A 15,148-nucleotide genomic window follows, 5' to 3' on the forward strand; every position below is an offset into this window, starting at 1 on the left:
TTATGAAATATGCAACTACTACTTCACATCAAACTTCACACGCGTACCATCTGGGTATTTATCTAACTTATTTCCTACCCAAGAGCCTGCTCCGCGGTTATCTGCTGGACTTATATATTCAATATGTGCTCCTTTTCCGCCTTCTTTACACATCGCCATTGGCCATTCATCACGATCATATCCTTTTTTTGATGGATATGGAGCTAACGATAATTTTCTTCTATCCGCAGCGCCACCACGGTCGATTGTACAAACTTCTGAATGCCCTTCTTTTATCGCATCCGTAATATGTTTTCCTGTCTCTGGATATCGCTCTTTCGGAAATTCTAGAACTTGATCATACGCATTTGTTTTTTTGATACTTGTTTCCTCTGGAACAAGTACTTCATACACCGCTACTACAATAGAAAGAATTGCAATAATTGAAATGATAATACCTTTTAATTGCTTCATGTATACCTCCATGATTCTACCAGTTTCTTTTCCTCAGTTATTATAACAAACTTCTCCTGTATATGTTTTCAGACATTATTTTAGCTCTTCTTCGCCATTCCGCCAAAAACTCTCATTTTTCTTCATCTTTTCACTAATGCTGTAGAAAACTAATAACCTTCCGACATTCTTTTTCAAAGGAAGTCCTCATAAAAGATTGAAATGATATATACGATACTTTTTGGGGAGGAAATATTATGGAAGCTACCTATAAAACGAAAGATGTCACGAATAAAACAGGCATCCCAAAACATATAGTTCGCAAATATAGTCAACTGTTAGAGGAACACGGTTATATGATTTCCAAAACAGCTGATGCTCGTATTTATAAACTAGATGATTTAAAACTATTGAAATCTATACATGAAAGAGCTGCTACATTGCAAGAAGATATTTCAGAAACGATACCAATTATTTTAAAAGAAAAAGAGGCCCCACCTGTACCAGTTATACAAGAGAAGCAAGAAATACAACCGAAAGAAAAAGAAGATGGGCGTAACTTTGAGGAGTTCATGTTAAAACTTGAAATGCTCGCTCAATTAAATGAAGCAATTATTCATCAAAACTCTACCCTTATTACCCAAAATCGTTTAAAAGATGAAAAGCTAGATGAATTGATGCAACAAGTTTATGTAAAAGAAGGCTCTCAAGAAAAAATGCTACAAGAGTTAGTAGATCATGCCGCTCAAACAGATGCCCTTCAAAAAGAAAAGATGGACTTATTAATGAATCATATGTATAAACGAGAATCTAAGCAAGAAGAAAAAATGAATAAACTCGTAAATCAAATTTATAATAAAGACAGCAATCGTGATGCACAACTTATGCAAGTAATTCGCGAAATTCAAGAAACAAAAAGATTAGTCGCAGCTTCAAAAGAACAAAGCTTTTTCCAATCATTTAGAAGTTTATTTAGCCGAACAAAACAAGAAAAAACAAATGAATAATATATTTTTCCTATATAAAATAAAAAGTTACCTTTCATCGGTAACTTTTATTCCTTATTTCTTACAGCTGGCAATATAATAATCGCTTCAGTCCCTTTTCCACTTTCGCTTTTATATTCCAGTGTACCATTATGCGCTTGTAAAATACTAAATGTTACCATAAGCCCTAATCCTGTCCCTTTTTCTTTTAAAGAATAATACGGTTGTCCTAGCCTTGCTAATTGTTCTTTCGTCATTCCAACGCCACTATCTTTAACTCTTATTACAATCGTTTCATCTTTTTGCATAGCCGTTACTTTTAAATATCCTTTATTTCCTTGTATTGCTTCAATACCATTTTTAACAACATTCATAATAGCTTGCTTCAATTTTGTCTTATCACCGATCGTATAAAGACTTTCTGAAATCTCAACTTGCAAATATACACCTTGCATCGCTGCAAATGATGACATAAGAGTTGTCATTTCTATTAATTGAGCTGATAGGCAAATATGTTCTTTCTTCTCAATTTGTGGCCTTGCTAAATTCAAATAATCTGAAATAATTTGTTCTGCCCGGTCCAATTCAGCTAATACGAGACGCATATAATCCTTATTCTTCACATCTTCTGTACTTTCTAGCAATTGAATAAAACCACGAACAACGGTGAGCGGGTTTCGAACCTCATGTGCAACACTTGCTGCTAACTCACTTACAATATTAAGCTTTTCTGACTTTTGCATCTCCGTACGCAGTATTGCATTTTCATTTAAATATTCTGTTAAGTACACCTGAAATACCATTGTCATGACCATAATAAGCGAAGCAAATATATATCCGCTATATACGTGGGAAACATACGGTGTGAACCCCGTTTCTAACAGAACGTTAATCATGCCGATCACTAAAGAAACAAGTACGTACAATGATGAAATCATAAATGCCAAAATTAGCTTCTTATCCCTTGAAAATAACGACCATTTCTTTGATAAAAATAATGGAACTATCAATAGAAATATTACTTCTATGACTGGAAGAAGGTTTATTCCTTTTAGCGTCCATTCATATGCAACAAAAATAACGGCCGGGAGTAAACCAACAATCCCACCATATAGAAAACCACTAACAATCGGGATTGGGTGAAAGTTATACCCACAAACATCACCAAAACAAATAGAGTATGTCATGGAGAGAACGAGTGTAATGCTAGATAAAAACATAATAAAGTAGCGGTTCGGCTTCGGAGGCATTTCTTGATAACGATTTAAACGAATCGCTTCATATAAAAATAGTGGCAAAATTATGATGGCAATTTGGATCATTAAATCACGGATAAGCTCCATAGCCTCTCATCCCCTATATGTATTTTGATATGATTATATCATTTTACAGACACATTTGTTGTAAGATTTTGATTTTTCTTAACATATTTGTTAATTCTTTGTTAACAACGCATAATAATTGTTACAGATTTTCGAAATGAATGTAAACCCTGTACCAAATTTCTACCTGGCAGTATACAATGAATACGGATTACAAAGAAAATAAAAAATACTTCATGAGACGGACAACTATAGCAAAATACAGCATATAATCCATACTATCTATGTTTACAAATAGTGATCATTATTTTAGTAGGAGGAAGATAAATATGGCGGGTACTACGCTTGTTTTAAAAGAAGAAAATTTGGTCGTTCTAGAGAATGTTGAAAAATCAGTATATGAAGAGTTGCAGCATAAAACAGGAGATGAAAATTGCACATGTGCTGTGAATGAATCAGTTGTTCACCTTGGCAAAGTATCCTCTGTACTTTGGAATGAAGATGAAATAGATTGGGAGTACGGATATTAAAAGTCGCTGACAGCGGCTTTTTTTCTATTATCTCTCCCTTTCTACATAACTTATACGCAAGCGAAATCATAGAAAATATGTTAAAATGAACTTAATTTTCAAACGGAAGAAAGGGAGATACAATGGAACAATTCATTAACCCTAGAGTGAAGGACATCCAAATTTCTGGAATCCGTCAATTCTCTAACATGATTCAAAACTATGATAATCTTATCTCTTTAACAATTGGACAACCTGATTTTCCTACACCTTCTCTCGTAAAAGAAGCGGCAAAACGGGCTATTACAGAAAATTATACAAGCTATACACATAACGCTGGTTTACTAGAATTACGCAAGGCAGCTTGTAACTTTGTAAAAGATAACTACGATTTACATTATTCACCTGAAAAAGAAACCATCGTTACAATCGGTGCCAGTGAAGCAATTGATGTTGCATTTCGAACGATTTTAGAGCCAGGAACAGAAGTCATTTTACCTGCCCCTATTTATCCAGGATACGAGCCAATTATTCGATTATGCGGCGCAACACCAATTTTTATCGATGTACGTGAAACTGGCTTCCGTTTAACAGCTGAAGTACTAGAAAATGCCATTACAGAAAAAACAAGATGCGTTGTACTGCCGTACCCTTCTAATCCAACTGGTGTAACTTTATCAAAAGAAGAACTACAAGATATTGTAGATGTTTTAAAAGATAAAAACATTTTCGTCCTTTCTGATGAAATTTATAGCGAACTTGTATATGAACAAAAACATACATCTATCGCTCATTTCCCAGAAATGCGTGAAAAGACTATCGTCATTAACGGTTTATCAAAATCTCATTCTATGACTGGCTGGCGTATCGGTCTATTATTCGCAACAAGCTATTTAGCAGGACATATATTAAAAGTCCATCAATACAACGTAACATGCGCTACTTCAATCGCTCAGTACGCTGCAATTGAAGCATTAACAGCTGCTAAAGATGCACCAAAAATGATGCGTCATCAATACAAAAAACGCCGCGATTACGTATATAATAGACTCATTCAAATGGGCTTAACAGTCGAAAAGCCAACAGGTGCATTTTACTTATTCCCATATGTTGGCCATTTAACAACTTCATCCTTTGACTTTGCACTTGATCTTGTCAAAGAAGCTGGACTTGCCGTCGTTCCTGGAACAGCATTCTCTGAATATGGTGAAGGCTACCTCCGCTTATCCTATGCGTATAGTATCGAAACTTTAAAAGAAGGCTGTGACCGTTTAGAAGCCTTTCTACAACAAAAAGCTAAGAGTTAAACTCTTAGCTTTTTTATGCATAATGATCACAAGTTTGACGCTTCAGTAATTTATGCGGAATAATGATACACTTTGCAGTAGACTCTGCATTCTCTACTTTATCAACTAAAGCTTTTGCAGCTTCATATCCTAGCTGATATATATTCACATCAACTGTTGAAAGTGGCGGACTCGAAATTTCTGATAATAAAGCATTATTAAAGCTTACAATTGAAACATCCTTCGGTACAACAAATCCTTTTTTAGAAAGTGCACTTAGCACACCAAGTCCAATCAGGTCATCCGTTGCCATAATTGCTGTTGGTGGTTGCTTCAGCCCCATTAATTCCTCCACGGCTTGTTGACCACTTTCTCTTGAAAAATCAAAATGTAAAATATACTCTTTTGGTAATACAATGTCTGCTAATTTTAAAGCATCACTCATACCAGCCAAACGATCCCGCGTTACAAGTAAATCTGATCCACCGCCGATGAACGCGATTTGTTTATGGCCTAATGAAATCAAATATTCTGCTACTTCTCTTGCAGCTGTATAATTGTCATTATCTACATATGTAATTTCATCTTTTCGATCATATGGTTTCCCAATTAAAACAAACGGGAAATTTTGTTCATGCAAGTATTGAATAATCCGGTCGTTCTCTCTTGAGTATAAAAGAATAATGCCACCAATTTGGCGTCCCTGCACCATCTTTACAACACCATTAAAAATTTCATCTTCCGTTTCACCTGTCGACATATAAAGCGCATACCCTTCCACATGTGCAAATGAACTAATCCCTCTTATAACTTCTGGGAAAAACGGATTTTGAAAAGCTTTACTTGCAGAACTTGGCATAACAAGACCAAGTGTTTTTGTTGTTTGATTAGCTAGGTTTCTTGCGTTTAAATTGGGATGATACCCTAGTTCACTCATTACTTTCCGCACACGACGCTTTGTTTTTTCACTTATACTTGGATTATCAGCAATTACACGAGAAACGGTAGATGGTGCTACATTCGCCTTCTTCGCCACATCTTTAATTGTAACTGTCATAAAAATCCCCCTCCTTTCACTTCTCTGCCATTTTATATATATTTTTAATCTTGCACCCGTTGCAAGTAATAGGAGAAGTCATAAACTTTTATTGATTCTATCTTGCAAAACCTATCATATTCTCCCTCTCCATGTATTGTAAGGGATATAGCTCTTTTTTCCTATACTATAATATACTATTTATTTCACTTCTTTTCATAGGTGATGTCAAATCCCTTTTCATCTCCCTATAAAATTTTTTATAGGGAGATGAAAAGAAAAATGGGACGTAATGTCCCATTTTTCATCCTTTCGTACCTCCAGCAGTTAAACCAGAGATAAAGTATTTTTGTAGTGATAGGAATAAAATTGAAATTGGGATTGCAATCAATACCGAACCCGCTGCAAACGTTGTAAATTCATTACCAAATTTCTTCGCTACCATTTCATATAACCCAACTGCTAACGTATAATTTTCCGGTGTGCGCAAAATAATACTTGCTAAAATGAAATCTGTAAATGGACCGATGAAAGTGAATAACGCTACAACTGCTACGATCGGCTTTGCAAGTGGCATAATGATTTGCCAAAAAATACGGAAATGTCCTGCTCCATCCATACGAGCTGACTCATCCAATTCTTTCGGAATCGTATCAAAATACCCTTTCATTAGCCATGTATTCATCGGAATGGCTCCGCCTACATAAATTAAAATTAATGCAAGATGTGTATCAAGTAATCCTGTTAACTGAGCTAATATATATAGTGCGATTAACGCTGCAAAGTTTGGGATCATTTGCAGAATTAAAAATGTTAATAAACCATTCTTTCTTCCAACAAAACGATATCTCGAAAATGCATAAGCAGTAAAACTAATGGCTAGTACAGAGAAAATCATCGTCATTACGCTAACTTTCAAAGTATTTTTATACCAAAGTAAGTAATTACTTGAATCGAGATCAAGTAGCTTGCGATAATGATCTAATGTGGCATTTTTCGGAATAATACTTGACCCAGATAAACTATCCCCTGGATTAAACGATGAGCCAATTATCCATAGTAATGGATAGAAAATAATTGCACACATTATGAAGATAACTAAATAACTTAATGAAAGACGTAGCATCTTTTGTCGTTTAATATTCATTTACATCATATCCTCTTCTTGGAATGATTTTGTTCTCTTAAATTGCCATAACGCAACTGTAATAACGATTAACGATAAAATCATTGTAAGAGCTGCTGCTTTGCCGTACTGAGCCGAAGTCATCGTTAACTTATAGATCCATGAAATTAAAATATCCGTTCCACCTGCATTTTGTCCAGACACAGCAGGTCCCCCGTTATTAAATAGATAAATAATACTAAAATTATTAAAGTTAAACGTATATTGCGTAATTAATATTGGCGCTGTTGCGTATAACACAAGTGGCAATGTAATTTTGCGGAACTGTTGCCAAGCAGTTGCTCCATCTACTGTAGCCGCTTCATATAATTCTCCTGGAATCGATTGCAGTATACCTGTTGTCATTGCAAAGACGAACGGGAAACCAAGCCACGTTTGAATCATAATTAAAGCAATCTTTGACCAAAACGGGTCTGTCATCCAAGCAATCTTTTCAATCCCGAATAAAGCTAATACTTGGTTATTAATTGCTCCAAATGTTTCATTAAACATACCAGCAAATACAAGAATAGATACGAATGCTGGAACAGCCCACGGTAAAATAAAGATTGTTCGAATAATTGCCTTCCCTTTAATACCAGGCTGATTTACGATAATCGCTAAAAAAATACCAAGCGCAACTTGTAATGTCGTTGCAACAAATGTCCAAATGACAGTCCAAGAAAATACACTTAAAAATGTCTCTCTCCACATCGGTAATGTAAAGATATCAATAAAGTTTTTAAATCCTACCCAATCTACTAATTTAGCTGGAGGAGAATGATATAAATCATAGTTCGTAAATCCAATTAAAATTACGAAGATGATTGGAAATACAACTACAAAGATAAGTAATAGAAAACCTGGTGAAACCATTAAATATGGAAAACCTTGATCTAGTAAATTACGGTATTGCTCTTTTACAGAGTTTAATGGTGTTCCTATATCACGTTTCTTCCCGTTTTGGTATGCATCATATAAATTAAATGCATATATTCCGAGCCCAAATACGATGACAATGAGTGCCAAGATTCCTTCTACTAATAGAAAGACAGAATGATCACGTGGAACTTCTGTACCAAGCGTTACAATTCCCCATAATCCCATATTTAATAAATCAGCAAAGGCTACAATAAATGAACCTGTTAATACAAGAAAAATAAGACCTTTTACAAATTGCTTATTATACATTTGGCCCACGCCTGGAATGATTGATAACATGGTTGCCATTTTCCTATGCTTTGAATGGTTTAACCCCTTTGCAGGTTCCATAGATGTTTGCATGTTCCTTCCCCCTTTTTTCTTCCCACATGGAAGGGAGAGAATTCGTGCCCCTCATATGAGAGGCACGAATTTCACCTTATTTTTTCTTACTATGATTTGCCTCAATATTACCTTTAATTTGTTTCACTGCACTATCAAGTGCGGATTTTGGTGCTTCTTTATCTGATACAACTAATTGAAGCGCATCTCCAGCTGGTTTCCAAACTTCTTGCATTTCTGGAATGTTTGGCATTGGAATTCCATTTTCAGATTGCGTTGCAACTGCTTTTGCAGCTTCGTTATCTTTAATAATTGGATCTTCCATTACTGATTTTACTGGAGGAATTTCTTTTGTTTTCTCAAATCGAATTTTTGCGTTTTCTTCATTCGTTACCCACTCAGTGAATTTTGTAGCTAAATCATTTTGTTTAGAGAAACTTGTTACATGCCATCCTTTAACTCCAACAAACGTTTTCATTGGTTGACCATTTGGTAATTTCGGCATTGGAGCAACACCATAATCTATTCCAGCCTTTTCCATCGCTTGGAATGCCCATGGACCATTCATAATAGATGCTGCTTTTCCTTCATTAAATAATCCATCTGCAGCTGAACCACCAGATTCACCGATAATACCTTTCGGGAATAACTTTTCTTTGTACCATTTTTGAATGTATTCAGCACCTTGTACTGCACCGCTATTATTTAATCCAATATCATTTGCATTTGGCTTTCCATCTTTTTCACCAAATACATAACCGCCCATACCTGCCATAAATGCATTAGCGAAGTAGAAATTATCTCCTAGTGCTAAAAATCCGTATTTTCCATCTTTCGTAAAGTCTTTTGAGAAGTTAAACAGTTCATCCATCGTTTCAGGTGCTTTTTGCATCAATTTTTTATTATAAATAAAGATTGGTGTTTCAATCGCTTTTGGTAAACCGTATATTTTTCCGTTATATGTTTGTGCTTCTATTGATAAATCTGTAAATTTACTTTTTACTGTATCATCTACTTTCACTTCTGAAAGTAGTCCTTCTGTTACCGCATTACCAATATGATCATGTGGTAATGTTACAACATCTGGCCCTGTGCCAGCTGGACCATCGAGACGAAGTTTTTCTATTTGTTTCGTCATCTGAACCTCTTCAACTTTTACTTTCACATTATATTTCTTTTCAAAACTTTTCACAGCTTGCTCTAGACCAACACCCTTTTTCTCATCTTCCCAAACAAGAAGATCATAGTCTTTTTTCGCTTTACTTTCCTCTTTTTTCCCTGAATCTTTCGGTCCACATGCAGATAACATACCAATTGATAATGCTGAAACCGTTAATAATGATAATGCTTTCTTCATCCCAAAAACCTCCCTGAATTGTATATGTACCTTACTAATTGAAAACGTTTGCATTTAATGGTTTAATAGAAGCGCAAACAATATCTCAATCTATGAAAACGTTTGCGCTATTTGTCTATCATTATACATTCTTTTATTCATTTTGCAAATATTAATTTTAAAATATTATTACTACACTCTTTATACATTGACTTTATATGAAATGAATACTACTCTTATAAGCAATATTAAATCTATGCAAAAAGCAATCGTTTGCAACATATGCTTTGTTATTATACTTAAGGGAACAATATGCATGGAGATATTAAAGGGGGGATTTTCTATATGCTTAAAGAAGCCATTTATCATAGGCCAAAAGATAATTACGCATACGCTTACGATGAAAAAACAATTCACATCCGAATACGTACGAAAAGAGACGATGTTCAAAGCGCCACTCTTATTTATGGTGATCCTTATGATTGGAAAGACGGGAAATGGATTACATCAAGTACACCGATGAAAAAAACTGGTTCTACTGCATTGTTTGATTTCTGGTCCATTTCCATTGAACCAAAATTTAAGCGCTTACGTTATGGATTCGAATTAAACACGGAGACAGAAACGCTTATTTATACAGAGCGAGGATTTTTTTCTAGCGTTCCAAATGATGACGTTGGTAACTTTTTCTGTTTCCCATTTATTCATGCACATGATGTATTCAAAGCGCCTTCCTGGATTAAAGATACTGTCTGGTATCAAATTTTCCCAGAACGGTTCGCTAATGGAGATTGTGCACTAAATCCAGAAAACACCCTTCCTTGGGGCAGCGCTGAGCCTACTCCAACTAATTTCTTCGGGGGAGATTTTGCTGGTATTATTCAAAACCTTGATTATCTTGTTAAGCTTGGAATTTCGGGAATATATTTCACACCTATTTTCAAAGCACATTCAAACCATAAGTATGACACAATTGACTACATGGAAATCGATCCTCAATTTGGCACAAAAGAGACTTTCAAAGAACTCGTTCAGGCATGTCATACACACGGTATAAAAGTAATGCTCGATGCCGTATTTAATCATAGCGGATACTTTTTCGATAAATTTCAAGACGTACTAGAAAAGGGTGAGCAATCAGCATATAAAGAGTGGTTCCATATTCATGAGTTCCCAATTAAAACTGATCCACTTCCAAATTATGATACTTTCGCGTTTACACCGTATATGCCTAAATTAAATACAGCACACCCAGATGTAAAAGAATACTTACTTGAAGTAGGGCGTTATTGGGTAAGAGAATTCAACATAGACGGTTGGCGCCTTGATGTAGCAAATGAAGTCGACCATAGCTTTTGGAGAGAATTCCGAAGTGAGATAAAAGCATTAAATTCTGAAGTATATATTTTAGGTGAAATTTGGCATGATGCACTTCCATGGCTACAAGGAGATCAATTTGATGCTGTAATGAGCTATCCCGTTACAAATGCTCTACTGTCTTACTTTGCTAACGATTCCATTAAAGCAAATGAATTTAAGAAACAAATCACAGAATCTCTACATTCCTACTCTATGAATGTAAATGAAGCAGCGTTTCATTTATTAGATAGCCATGATACACCAAGAATATTGACAACATGTAACGGAGATAAAAATAAGTTAAAGTTACTTTATGTATTCCACCTTTCTTTCATCGGCTCTCCTTGCATTTATTACGGAGACGAAATTGGTATGGACGGCGGTATGGATCCAGATTGTCGCAAATGTATGGTTTGGGATACGAAAGAACAAGATCATACATTATTTACACATGTACAAACATTAATTTCATTACGAAAGCAATATAAAGCATTTGGAGGACATGGTACTTTCCAATTCATTGAAGCAAATGATGAACATAATTATATTTCTTATACGAAAACGTATGAAGATGAAACGATCTTTTTCGTTTTAAATCCGACTAACAGTGACATTACAGCTTCACTCCCTCTCCATGTTACTGGAAAGAAAATCATTAACATTTATACAAACGAAGAATTTTCAGCGGAAGCAAGTGTATTACAAGTTACACTTCCTCCATACGGATTCTCCATATTAAAATGGTAACCAAAAAAGCCTTATACCGAAGTGGTATAAGGCTTTTTCTTATTTCAATTTGAATACCATCGCTTCATACGGACGTAATGTCATGTTTTCTATCGATCCACTCACTACGTCGTAATTGTGTATGAATAACTCTGCCTCACTATAACTAATGTCCTCAGGTAATTCAAACACACATTCTTCCGCAGTAAAGTTTGCAATAACAACAAGTTTTTCTTCTCCATATGTTCTTACGTATGCAAAAATAGATGGATTATTCTCCAATATTAAATCATATGATCCATACACAATAATCTCATTATTTTTACGTAACTCAATTAATTTTTTATAGTAATAGAAAATTGAATCTTTATTTTGGATTGCTTGTTTCACATTAATTTCTTTGTAATTAGGGTTTACCGTAATCCAAGGCTCACCTGTTGTGAATCCAGCATGATTCTGATCGTCCCACTGCATCGGTGTTCTAGCATTATCTCGTCCTTTTATATAAATAGATTGCATCACTTTCTCTATATCTTCACCGCGCTCTATAACTTTTTCCTTATACATATTTAATGTTTCAATATCTCGATATTCATCAATCGATTCAAATCGAACGTTCGTCATTCCGATTTCTTCTCCTTGATAAATATACGGTGTTCCTTTCATCATATGAAGCACCGTCGCTAACATTTTTGCAGATTCAATGCGATACATTTCATCATTACCAAAACGAGATACAACGCGAGGTTGATCATGGTTATTCCAATACAGACTATTCCATCCCGTATGCTCTAATGCTTTTTGCCATTTCGTTAAATTATCTTTTAAAGTAAGGAGTGAACATGGTTTTACATCCCATTTTCCGCCTTCTCCTGAATCTAAATCCATATGTTCAAATTGGAATACCATCTGCAGTTCTTTACGTTCTTCCCCAGTATACAATTTTGCTTCTTCCGTTGTTACACCAGGCATTTCACCAACCGTCATAATATCATAATAAGACAATACTTCTTCATTCATTTCATGTAAATATTTATGAATGTTTGGGCCGTTCATAAAATACTTATGACCTGAAACATATCCCTCTTCTTCTGTTTCAACCGTCGGTAATCCCTCTTCTTTAGAGATAAAATTAATCACATCCATACGGAAGCCATCAATTCCTTTTTCTAACCAAAACTTCATCATTTCATAAACATCTTGTCTTACCTTTTCATTATCCCAATTTAAATCTGGCTGTTTTTTAGAAAACAGATGTAAATAATATTCATCTGTCATTTCATCATACTGCCATGCTGATCCACTAAAAGCTGCTCCCCAGTTATTCGGCTCTTTTCCTTCTTTTCCAGGACGCCATAGATAATAATCTCTATATTTATTATCTTTTGATTTACGTGATTCAATAAACCAATTATGTTCATCAGAAGTATGATTCACAACTAAGTCCATCATAAGTTTCATATTACGTTCATGCATTTCATGTAATAGCTCATCCCAATCTTCCATTGTTCCGAACTCATTCATAATTTTACAATAATCACTTATATCATAACCATTATCGTCATTTGGAGATTCATAGACTGGTGATAACCAAATTACATCAATCCCTAATTCTTTTAAGTAATCTAACTTTGAAATAATACCGCGAAGATCCCCAATACCATCACCGTTACTATCCATAAAGCTACGAGGATAAATTTGATATACTACACTTTCTTTCCACCACTGTTTTTCCATTATGCTACCCCATTTCATTCATAATTCGATTTTCTCTTTTTAAGGCGCAAGCGTTTTCATTAATGAATGATAACAGATTCTCTCTTAATTTAAAATAGCGCTTACAACTTTTATTCTTATTTTTCTAGGAAAACATACGAAAATTACTAATATTCCTCTCACGTATGAAAACGCTTTATTTTTTTGTTTATTTTTTGAATCTATTAGTTTATAATGAACTCAAAGAAAACGTTTGCATAATTATTTCTAGGGGGAAATACCATGGCAGAACTGAAATTAGAAAACATTTATAAAATATATGATAATAACGTAACAGCTGTAACAGACTTCAATTTACACATTCAAGATAAAGAGTTCATCGTATTTGTCGGTCCTTCTGGATGCGGAAAATCTACAACATTACGAATGGTTGCTGGACTTGAAGATATTTCAAAAGGAGAGTTTTCAATTGATGGTAAGCTAATGAATGATGTCCCTCCAAAAGATCGCGATATCGCAATGGTCTTCCAAAACTATGCTCTATATCCACATATGAGTGTGTATGATAATATGGCATTTGGATTAAAACTTAGAAAAATACCAAAAGATGAAATCGATCGTCGTGTGAAAGATGCAGCAAAAATTTTAGGACTGGAACAATATTTAGATAGAAAACCGAAAGCTTTATCCGGTGGGCAACGTCAACGTGTTGCTTTAGGGAGAGCAATCGTTCGAGACGCGAAAGTATTCTTAATGGATGAGCCTTTATCTAACTTAGACGCTAAATTACGTGTTGCGATGCGCTCAGAAATTTCTAAGTTACACCATCGCCTTGGAACGACAACAATCTATGTAACACATGATCAAACTGAAGCAATGACAATGGCTTCTCGTCTTGTTGTTATGAAGGACGGAAAGATTCAACAAATTGGAACTCCAAAAGAAGTATATGAAACACCTGAAAACATTTTTGTTGGTGGATTTATCGGCTCTCCAGCGATGAATTTCTTCCGTGGTAAATTAACTGAAACCGATTTCGTTATAGACAATGCAATAAAAATTAAAGTAACTGAAGGCAAAATGAAGATGTTACGTGAACAAGGCTATGTAAATAAAGACATTGTTTTAGGTATTCGTCCTGAAGACATTCATGATGAACTATTATTTTTAGAAGCTTCACAATCTACTGCCTTTACAACAAAAATCGAAGTTGCTGAATTGTTAGGTGCTGAATCTATTTTATATATGAAACTGGGAGATCAAGATTTTGCAGCACGTGTTGATGCAAGACATACATTTTCACCTGGTGACCAAATTAAACTAGCATTTGATATGAATAAAGCACATTTCTTTGATAGCCAAACCGAACAACGTATTCGTTAAAAAATAATTTTCAACAATATAACATACAAAAAAACCGTCCACATATATTGAGGGCGGTTTTCATTATTATACGAGGGCTTCTACTGTATGAAATGATTGTCCTTTCGTGCCAATAATACCAAGAATCGGTAAGTCACTCAGCACCACTTCTTCTTGCTGTTTCATAAAAGATGACGTTAATTGTTTTATCTCTATCCATACGTCATTAATACAAAGTACATTGGAATCGTTCTCTTGTTGGCGTGAAAAAATAGAATCTATTTTATATAAACCAGCATTTTGAAAAAGCATATCGATGCGACTGAATGCATTCAAAGTAATGCTGATTACGCGTTGCCAATCTCCTTGCTTTTCCATGTCATAGGATACAAAAAGTGCTTCTCCGCCTAGATTCGTAATTTCCTCCACTGTTGCTTGTCCACTTTCTTGATCAATGTCCGTCACAATTACTTTTGCGCCTTGTTTAGCCAACAAAAGAGCTGTATTACGTCCAATACCGATGCCACCGCCAGTTACGATAGCAACTTTTCCTGCAAGCTTCATTTTCATTACCCCTTCTATAAGTCTTACCGTTATTCAGTATACTGCTTTATGAGATTAGTCTGCAAGCAAGAAAAGTTGCTTATCCA

General features: G+C 34.9%; 13 protein-coding genes. 5 read left to right on the forward strand and 8 right to left on the reverse strand.

What is annotated here, in order from left to right:
* Positions 1 to 18: 18 nt before the first annotated feature.
* Positions 19 to 453, reverse strand: coding sequence for a DNA-entry nuclease (gene nucA, locus AAG068_RS20090; RefSeq protein WP_000811502.1), 435 nt, complete (start codon positions 451 to 453; stop codon positions 19 to 21).
* Positions 454 to 689: 236 nt separating this feature from the next.
* Between nucA and AAG068_RS20095 the strand changes: the two genes are divergently transcribed.
* Positions 690 to 1,439: a DUF3967 domain-containing protein gene (locus tag AAG068_RS20095; protein WP_342715592.1), complete on the forward strand. Its 750-nt coding sequence runs from the start codon at positions 690 to 692 to the stop codon at positions 1,437 to 1,439.
* A gap of 47 nt (positions 1,440 to 1,486) precedes the next feature.
* On the opposite strand, the gene kinB is transcribed toward AAG068_RS20095, so the two are convergent.
* The gene (gene kinB / locus AAG068_RS20100; RefSeq protein WP_342715593.1) at positions 1,487 to 2,761 is read right to left on the reverse strand and encodes a sporulation sensor histidine kinase KinB; all 1,275 of its coding nucleotides are present in this window, start codon (positions 2,759 to 2,761) and stop codon (positions 1,487 to 1,489) included.
* 308 nt (positions 2,762 to 3,069) lie between these two features.
* On the opposite strand from kinB, the gene AAG068_RS20105 reads away from it, so the two are divergent.
* Positions 3,070 to 3,270, forward strand: a complete 201-nt coding sequence (locus AAG068_RS20105) for a hypothetical protein (RefSeq protein ID WP_000929281.1) — start codon at positions 3,070 to 3,072, stop codon at positions 3,268 to 3,270.
* A 122-nt stretch (positions 3,271 to 3,392) separates the two neighbouring features.
* On the forward strand, positions 3,393 to 4,556 hold the full coding sequence (locus AAG068_RS20110) for an aminotransferase A (protein WP_342715594.1): 1,164 nt from the start codon (positions 3,393 to 3,395) through the stop codon (positions 4,554 to 4,556).
* Positions 4,557 to 4,569: 13 nt separating this feature from the next.
* Here AAG068_RS20110 and malR read toward each other — a convergent pair whose 3' ends face one another.
* From malR to AAG068_RS20130, 4 genes are all read right to left on the reverse strand, one after another.
* A complete protein-coding gene (gene malR, locus AAG068_RS20115) occupies positions 4,570 to 5,592 on the reverse strand; it encodes a maltose operon transcriptional repressor MalR (protein WP_342715595.1) in 1,023 nt (340 codons plus the stop codon).
* A gap of 283 nt (positions 5,593 to 5,875) precedes the next feature.
* Complete coding sequence (gene malD / locus AAG068_RS20120; protein WP_002122091.1) at positions 5,876 to 6,718, reverse strand: maltosaccharide ABC transporter permease MalD; 843 nt, start codon at positions 6,716 to 6,718, stop codon at positions 5,876 to 5,878.
* Positions 6,719 to 8,020 (reverse strand): maltosaccharide ABC transporter permease MalC, encoded by a 1,302-nt coding sequence (gene malC, locus AAG068_RS20125; protein WP_342715596.1) that lies wholly within the window; start codon positions 8,018 to 8,020, stop codon positions 6,719 to 6,721. It abuts the gene before it with no gap.
* Positions 8,021 to 8,096: 76 nt separating this feature from the next.
* Complete coding sequence (locus AAG068_RS20130) at positions 8,097 to 9,356, reverse strand: extracellular solute-binding protein (RefSeq protein ID WP_062821086.1); 1,260 nt, start codon at positions 9,354 to 9,356, stop codon at positions 8,097 to 8,099.
* A gap of 324 nt (positions 9,357 to 9,680) precedes the next feature.
* On the opposite strand from AAG068_RS20130, the gene AAG068_RS20135 reads away from it, so the two are divergent.
* Entirely contained in the window at positions 9,681 to 11,441 is a 1,761-nt protein-coding gene (locus AAG068_RS20135) for an alpha-glycosidase (protein ID WP_342715597.1), read from the forward strand.
* A gap of 39 nt (positions 11,442 to 11,480) precedes the next feature.
* Here the strand turns inward: AAG068_RS20135 and malL are convergent, their stop codons facing one another.
* The gene (gene malL / locus AAG068_RS20140; RefSeq protein ID WP_342715598.1) at positions 11,481 to 13,157 is read right to left on the reverse strand and encodes an oligo-1,6-glucosidase; all 1,677 of its coding nucleotides are present in this window, start codon (positions 13,155 to 13,157) and stop codon (positions 11,481 to 11,483) included.
* Between the two features lie 261 nt (positions 13,158 to 13,418).
* Here malL and AAG068_RS20145 point away from each other — a divergent pair, with 261 nt between their 5' ends.
* Positions 13,419 to 14,519 carry an ABC transporter ATP-binding protein gene (locus AAG068_RS20145; RefSeq protein ID WP_342715599.1) on the forward strand — a complete coding sequence of 367 codons (1,101 nt, stop codon included), beginning with the start codon at positions 13,419 to 13,421 and terminating at the stop codon, positions 14,517 to 14,519.
* A gap of 66 nt (positions 14,520 to 14,585) precedes the next feature.
* Here the strand turns inward: AAG068_RS20145 and AAG068_RS20150 are convergent, their stop codons facing one another.
* On the reverse strand, positions 14,586 to 15,095 hold the full coding sequence (locus AAG068_RS20150) for an SDR family NAD(P)-dependent oxidoreductase (protein ID WP_342719793.1): 510 nt from the start codon (positions 15,093 to 15,095) through the stop codon (positions 14,586 to 14,588).
* Between the last annotated feature and the right edge of the window lie 53 nt (positions 15,096 to 15,148).

Source organism: Bacillus paramycoides, from assembly GCF_038971285.1.
Lineage (GTDB): Bacteria > Bacillota > Bacilli > Bacillales > Bacillaceae_G > Bacillus_A.

Coding starts and splice junctions, on each gene's coding strand:
- AAG068_RS20105 (WP_000929281.1), top strand. CDS start 3,070: ATGGCGGGTACTACGCTTGTTTTAAAAGAAGAAAATTTGGTCGTTCTA.
- AAG068_RS20135 (WP_342715597.1), top strand. CDS start 9,681: ATGCTTAAAGAAGCCATTTATCATAGGCCAAAAGATAATTACGCATAC.
- AAG068_RS20145 (WP_342715599.1), top strand. CDS start 13,419: ATGGCAGAACTGAAATTAGAAAACATTTATAAAATATATGATAATAAC.
- AAG068_RS20095 (WP_342715592.1), top strand. CDS start 690: ATGGAAGCTACCTATAAAACGAAAGATGTCACGAATAAAACAGGCATC.
- malL (WP_342715598.1), bottom strand. CDS start 13,157: ATGGAAAAACAGTGGTGGAAAGAAAGTGTAGTATATCAAATTTATCCT.
- malR (WP_342715595.1), bottom strand. CDS start 5,592: ATGACAGTTACAATTAAAGATGTGGCGAAGAAGGCGAATGTAGCACCA.
- kinB (WP_342715593.1), bottom strand. CDS start 2,761: ATGGAGCTTATCCGTGATTTAATGATCCAAATTGCCATCATAATTTTG.
- malC (WP_342715596.1), bottom strand. CDS start 8,020: ATGCAAACATCTATGGAACCTGCAAAGGGGTTAAACCATTCAAAGCAT.
- nucA (WP_000811502.1), bottom strand. CDS start 453: ATGAAGCAATTAAAAGGTATTATCATTTCAATTATTGCAATTCTTTCT.
- malD (WP_002122091.1), bottom strand. CDS start 6,718: ATGAATATTAAACGACAAAAGATGCTACGTCTTTCATTAAGTTATTTA.
- AAG068_RS20110 (WP_342715594.1), top strand. CDS start 3,393: ATGGAACAATTCATTAACCCTAGAGTGAAGGACATCCAAATTTCTGGA.
- AAG068_RS20130 (WP_062821086.1), bottom strand. CDS start 9,356: ATGAAGAAAGCATTATCATTATTAACGGTTTCAGCATTATCAATTGGT.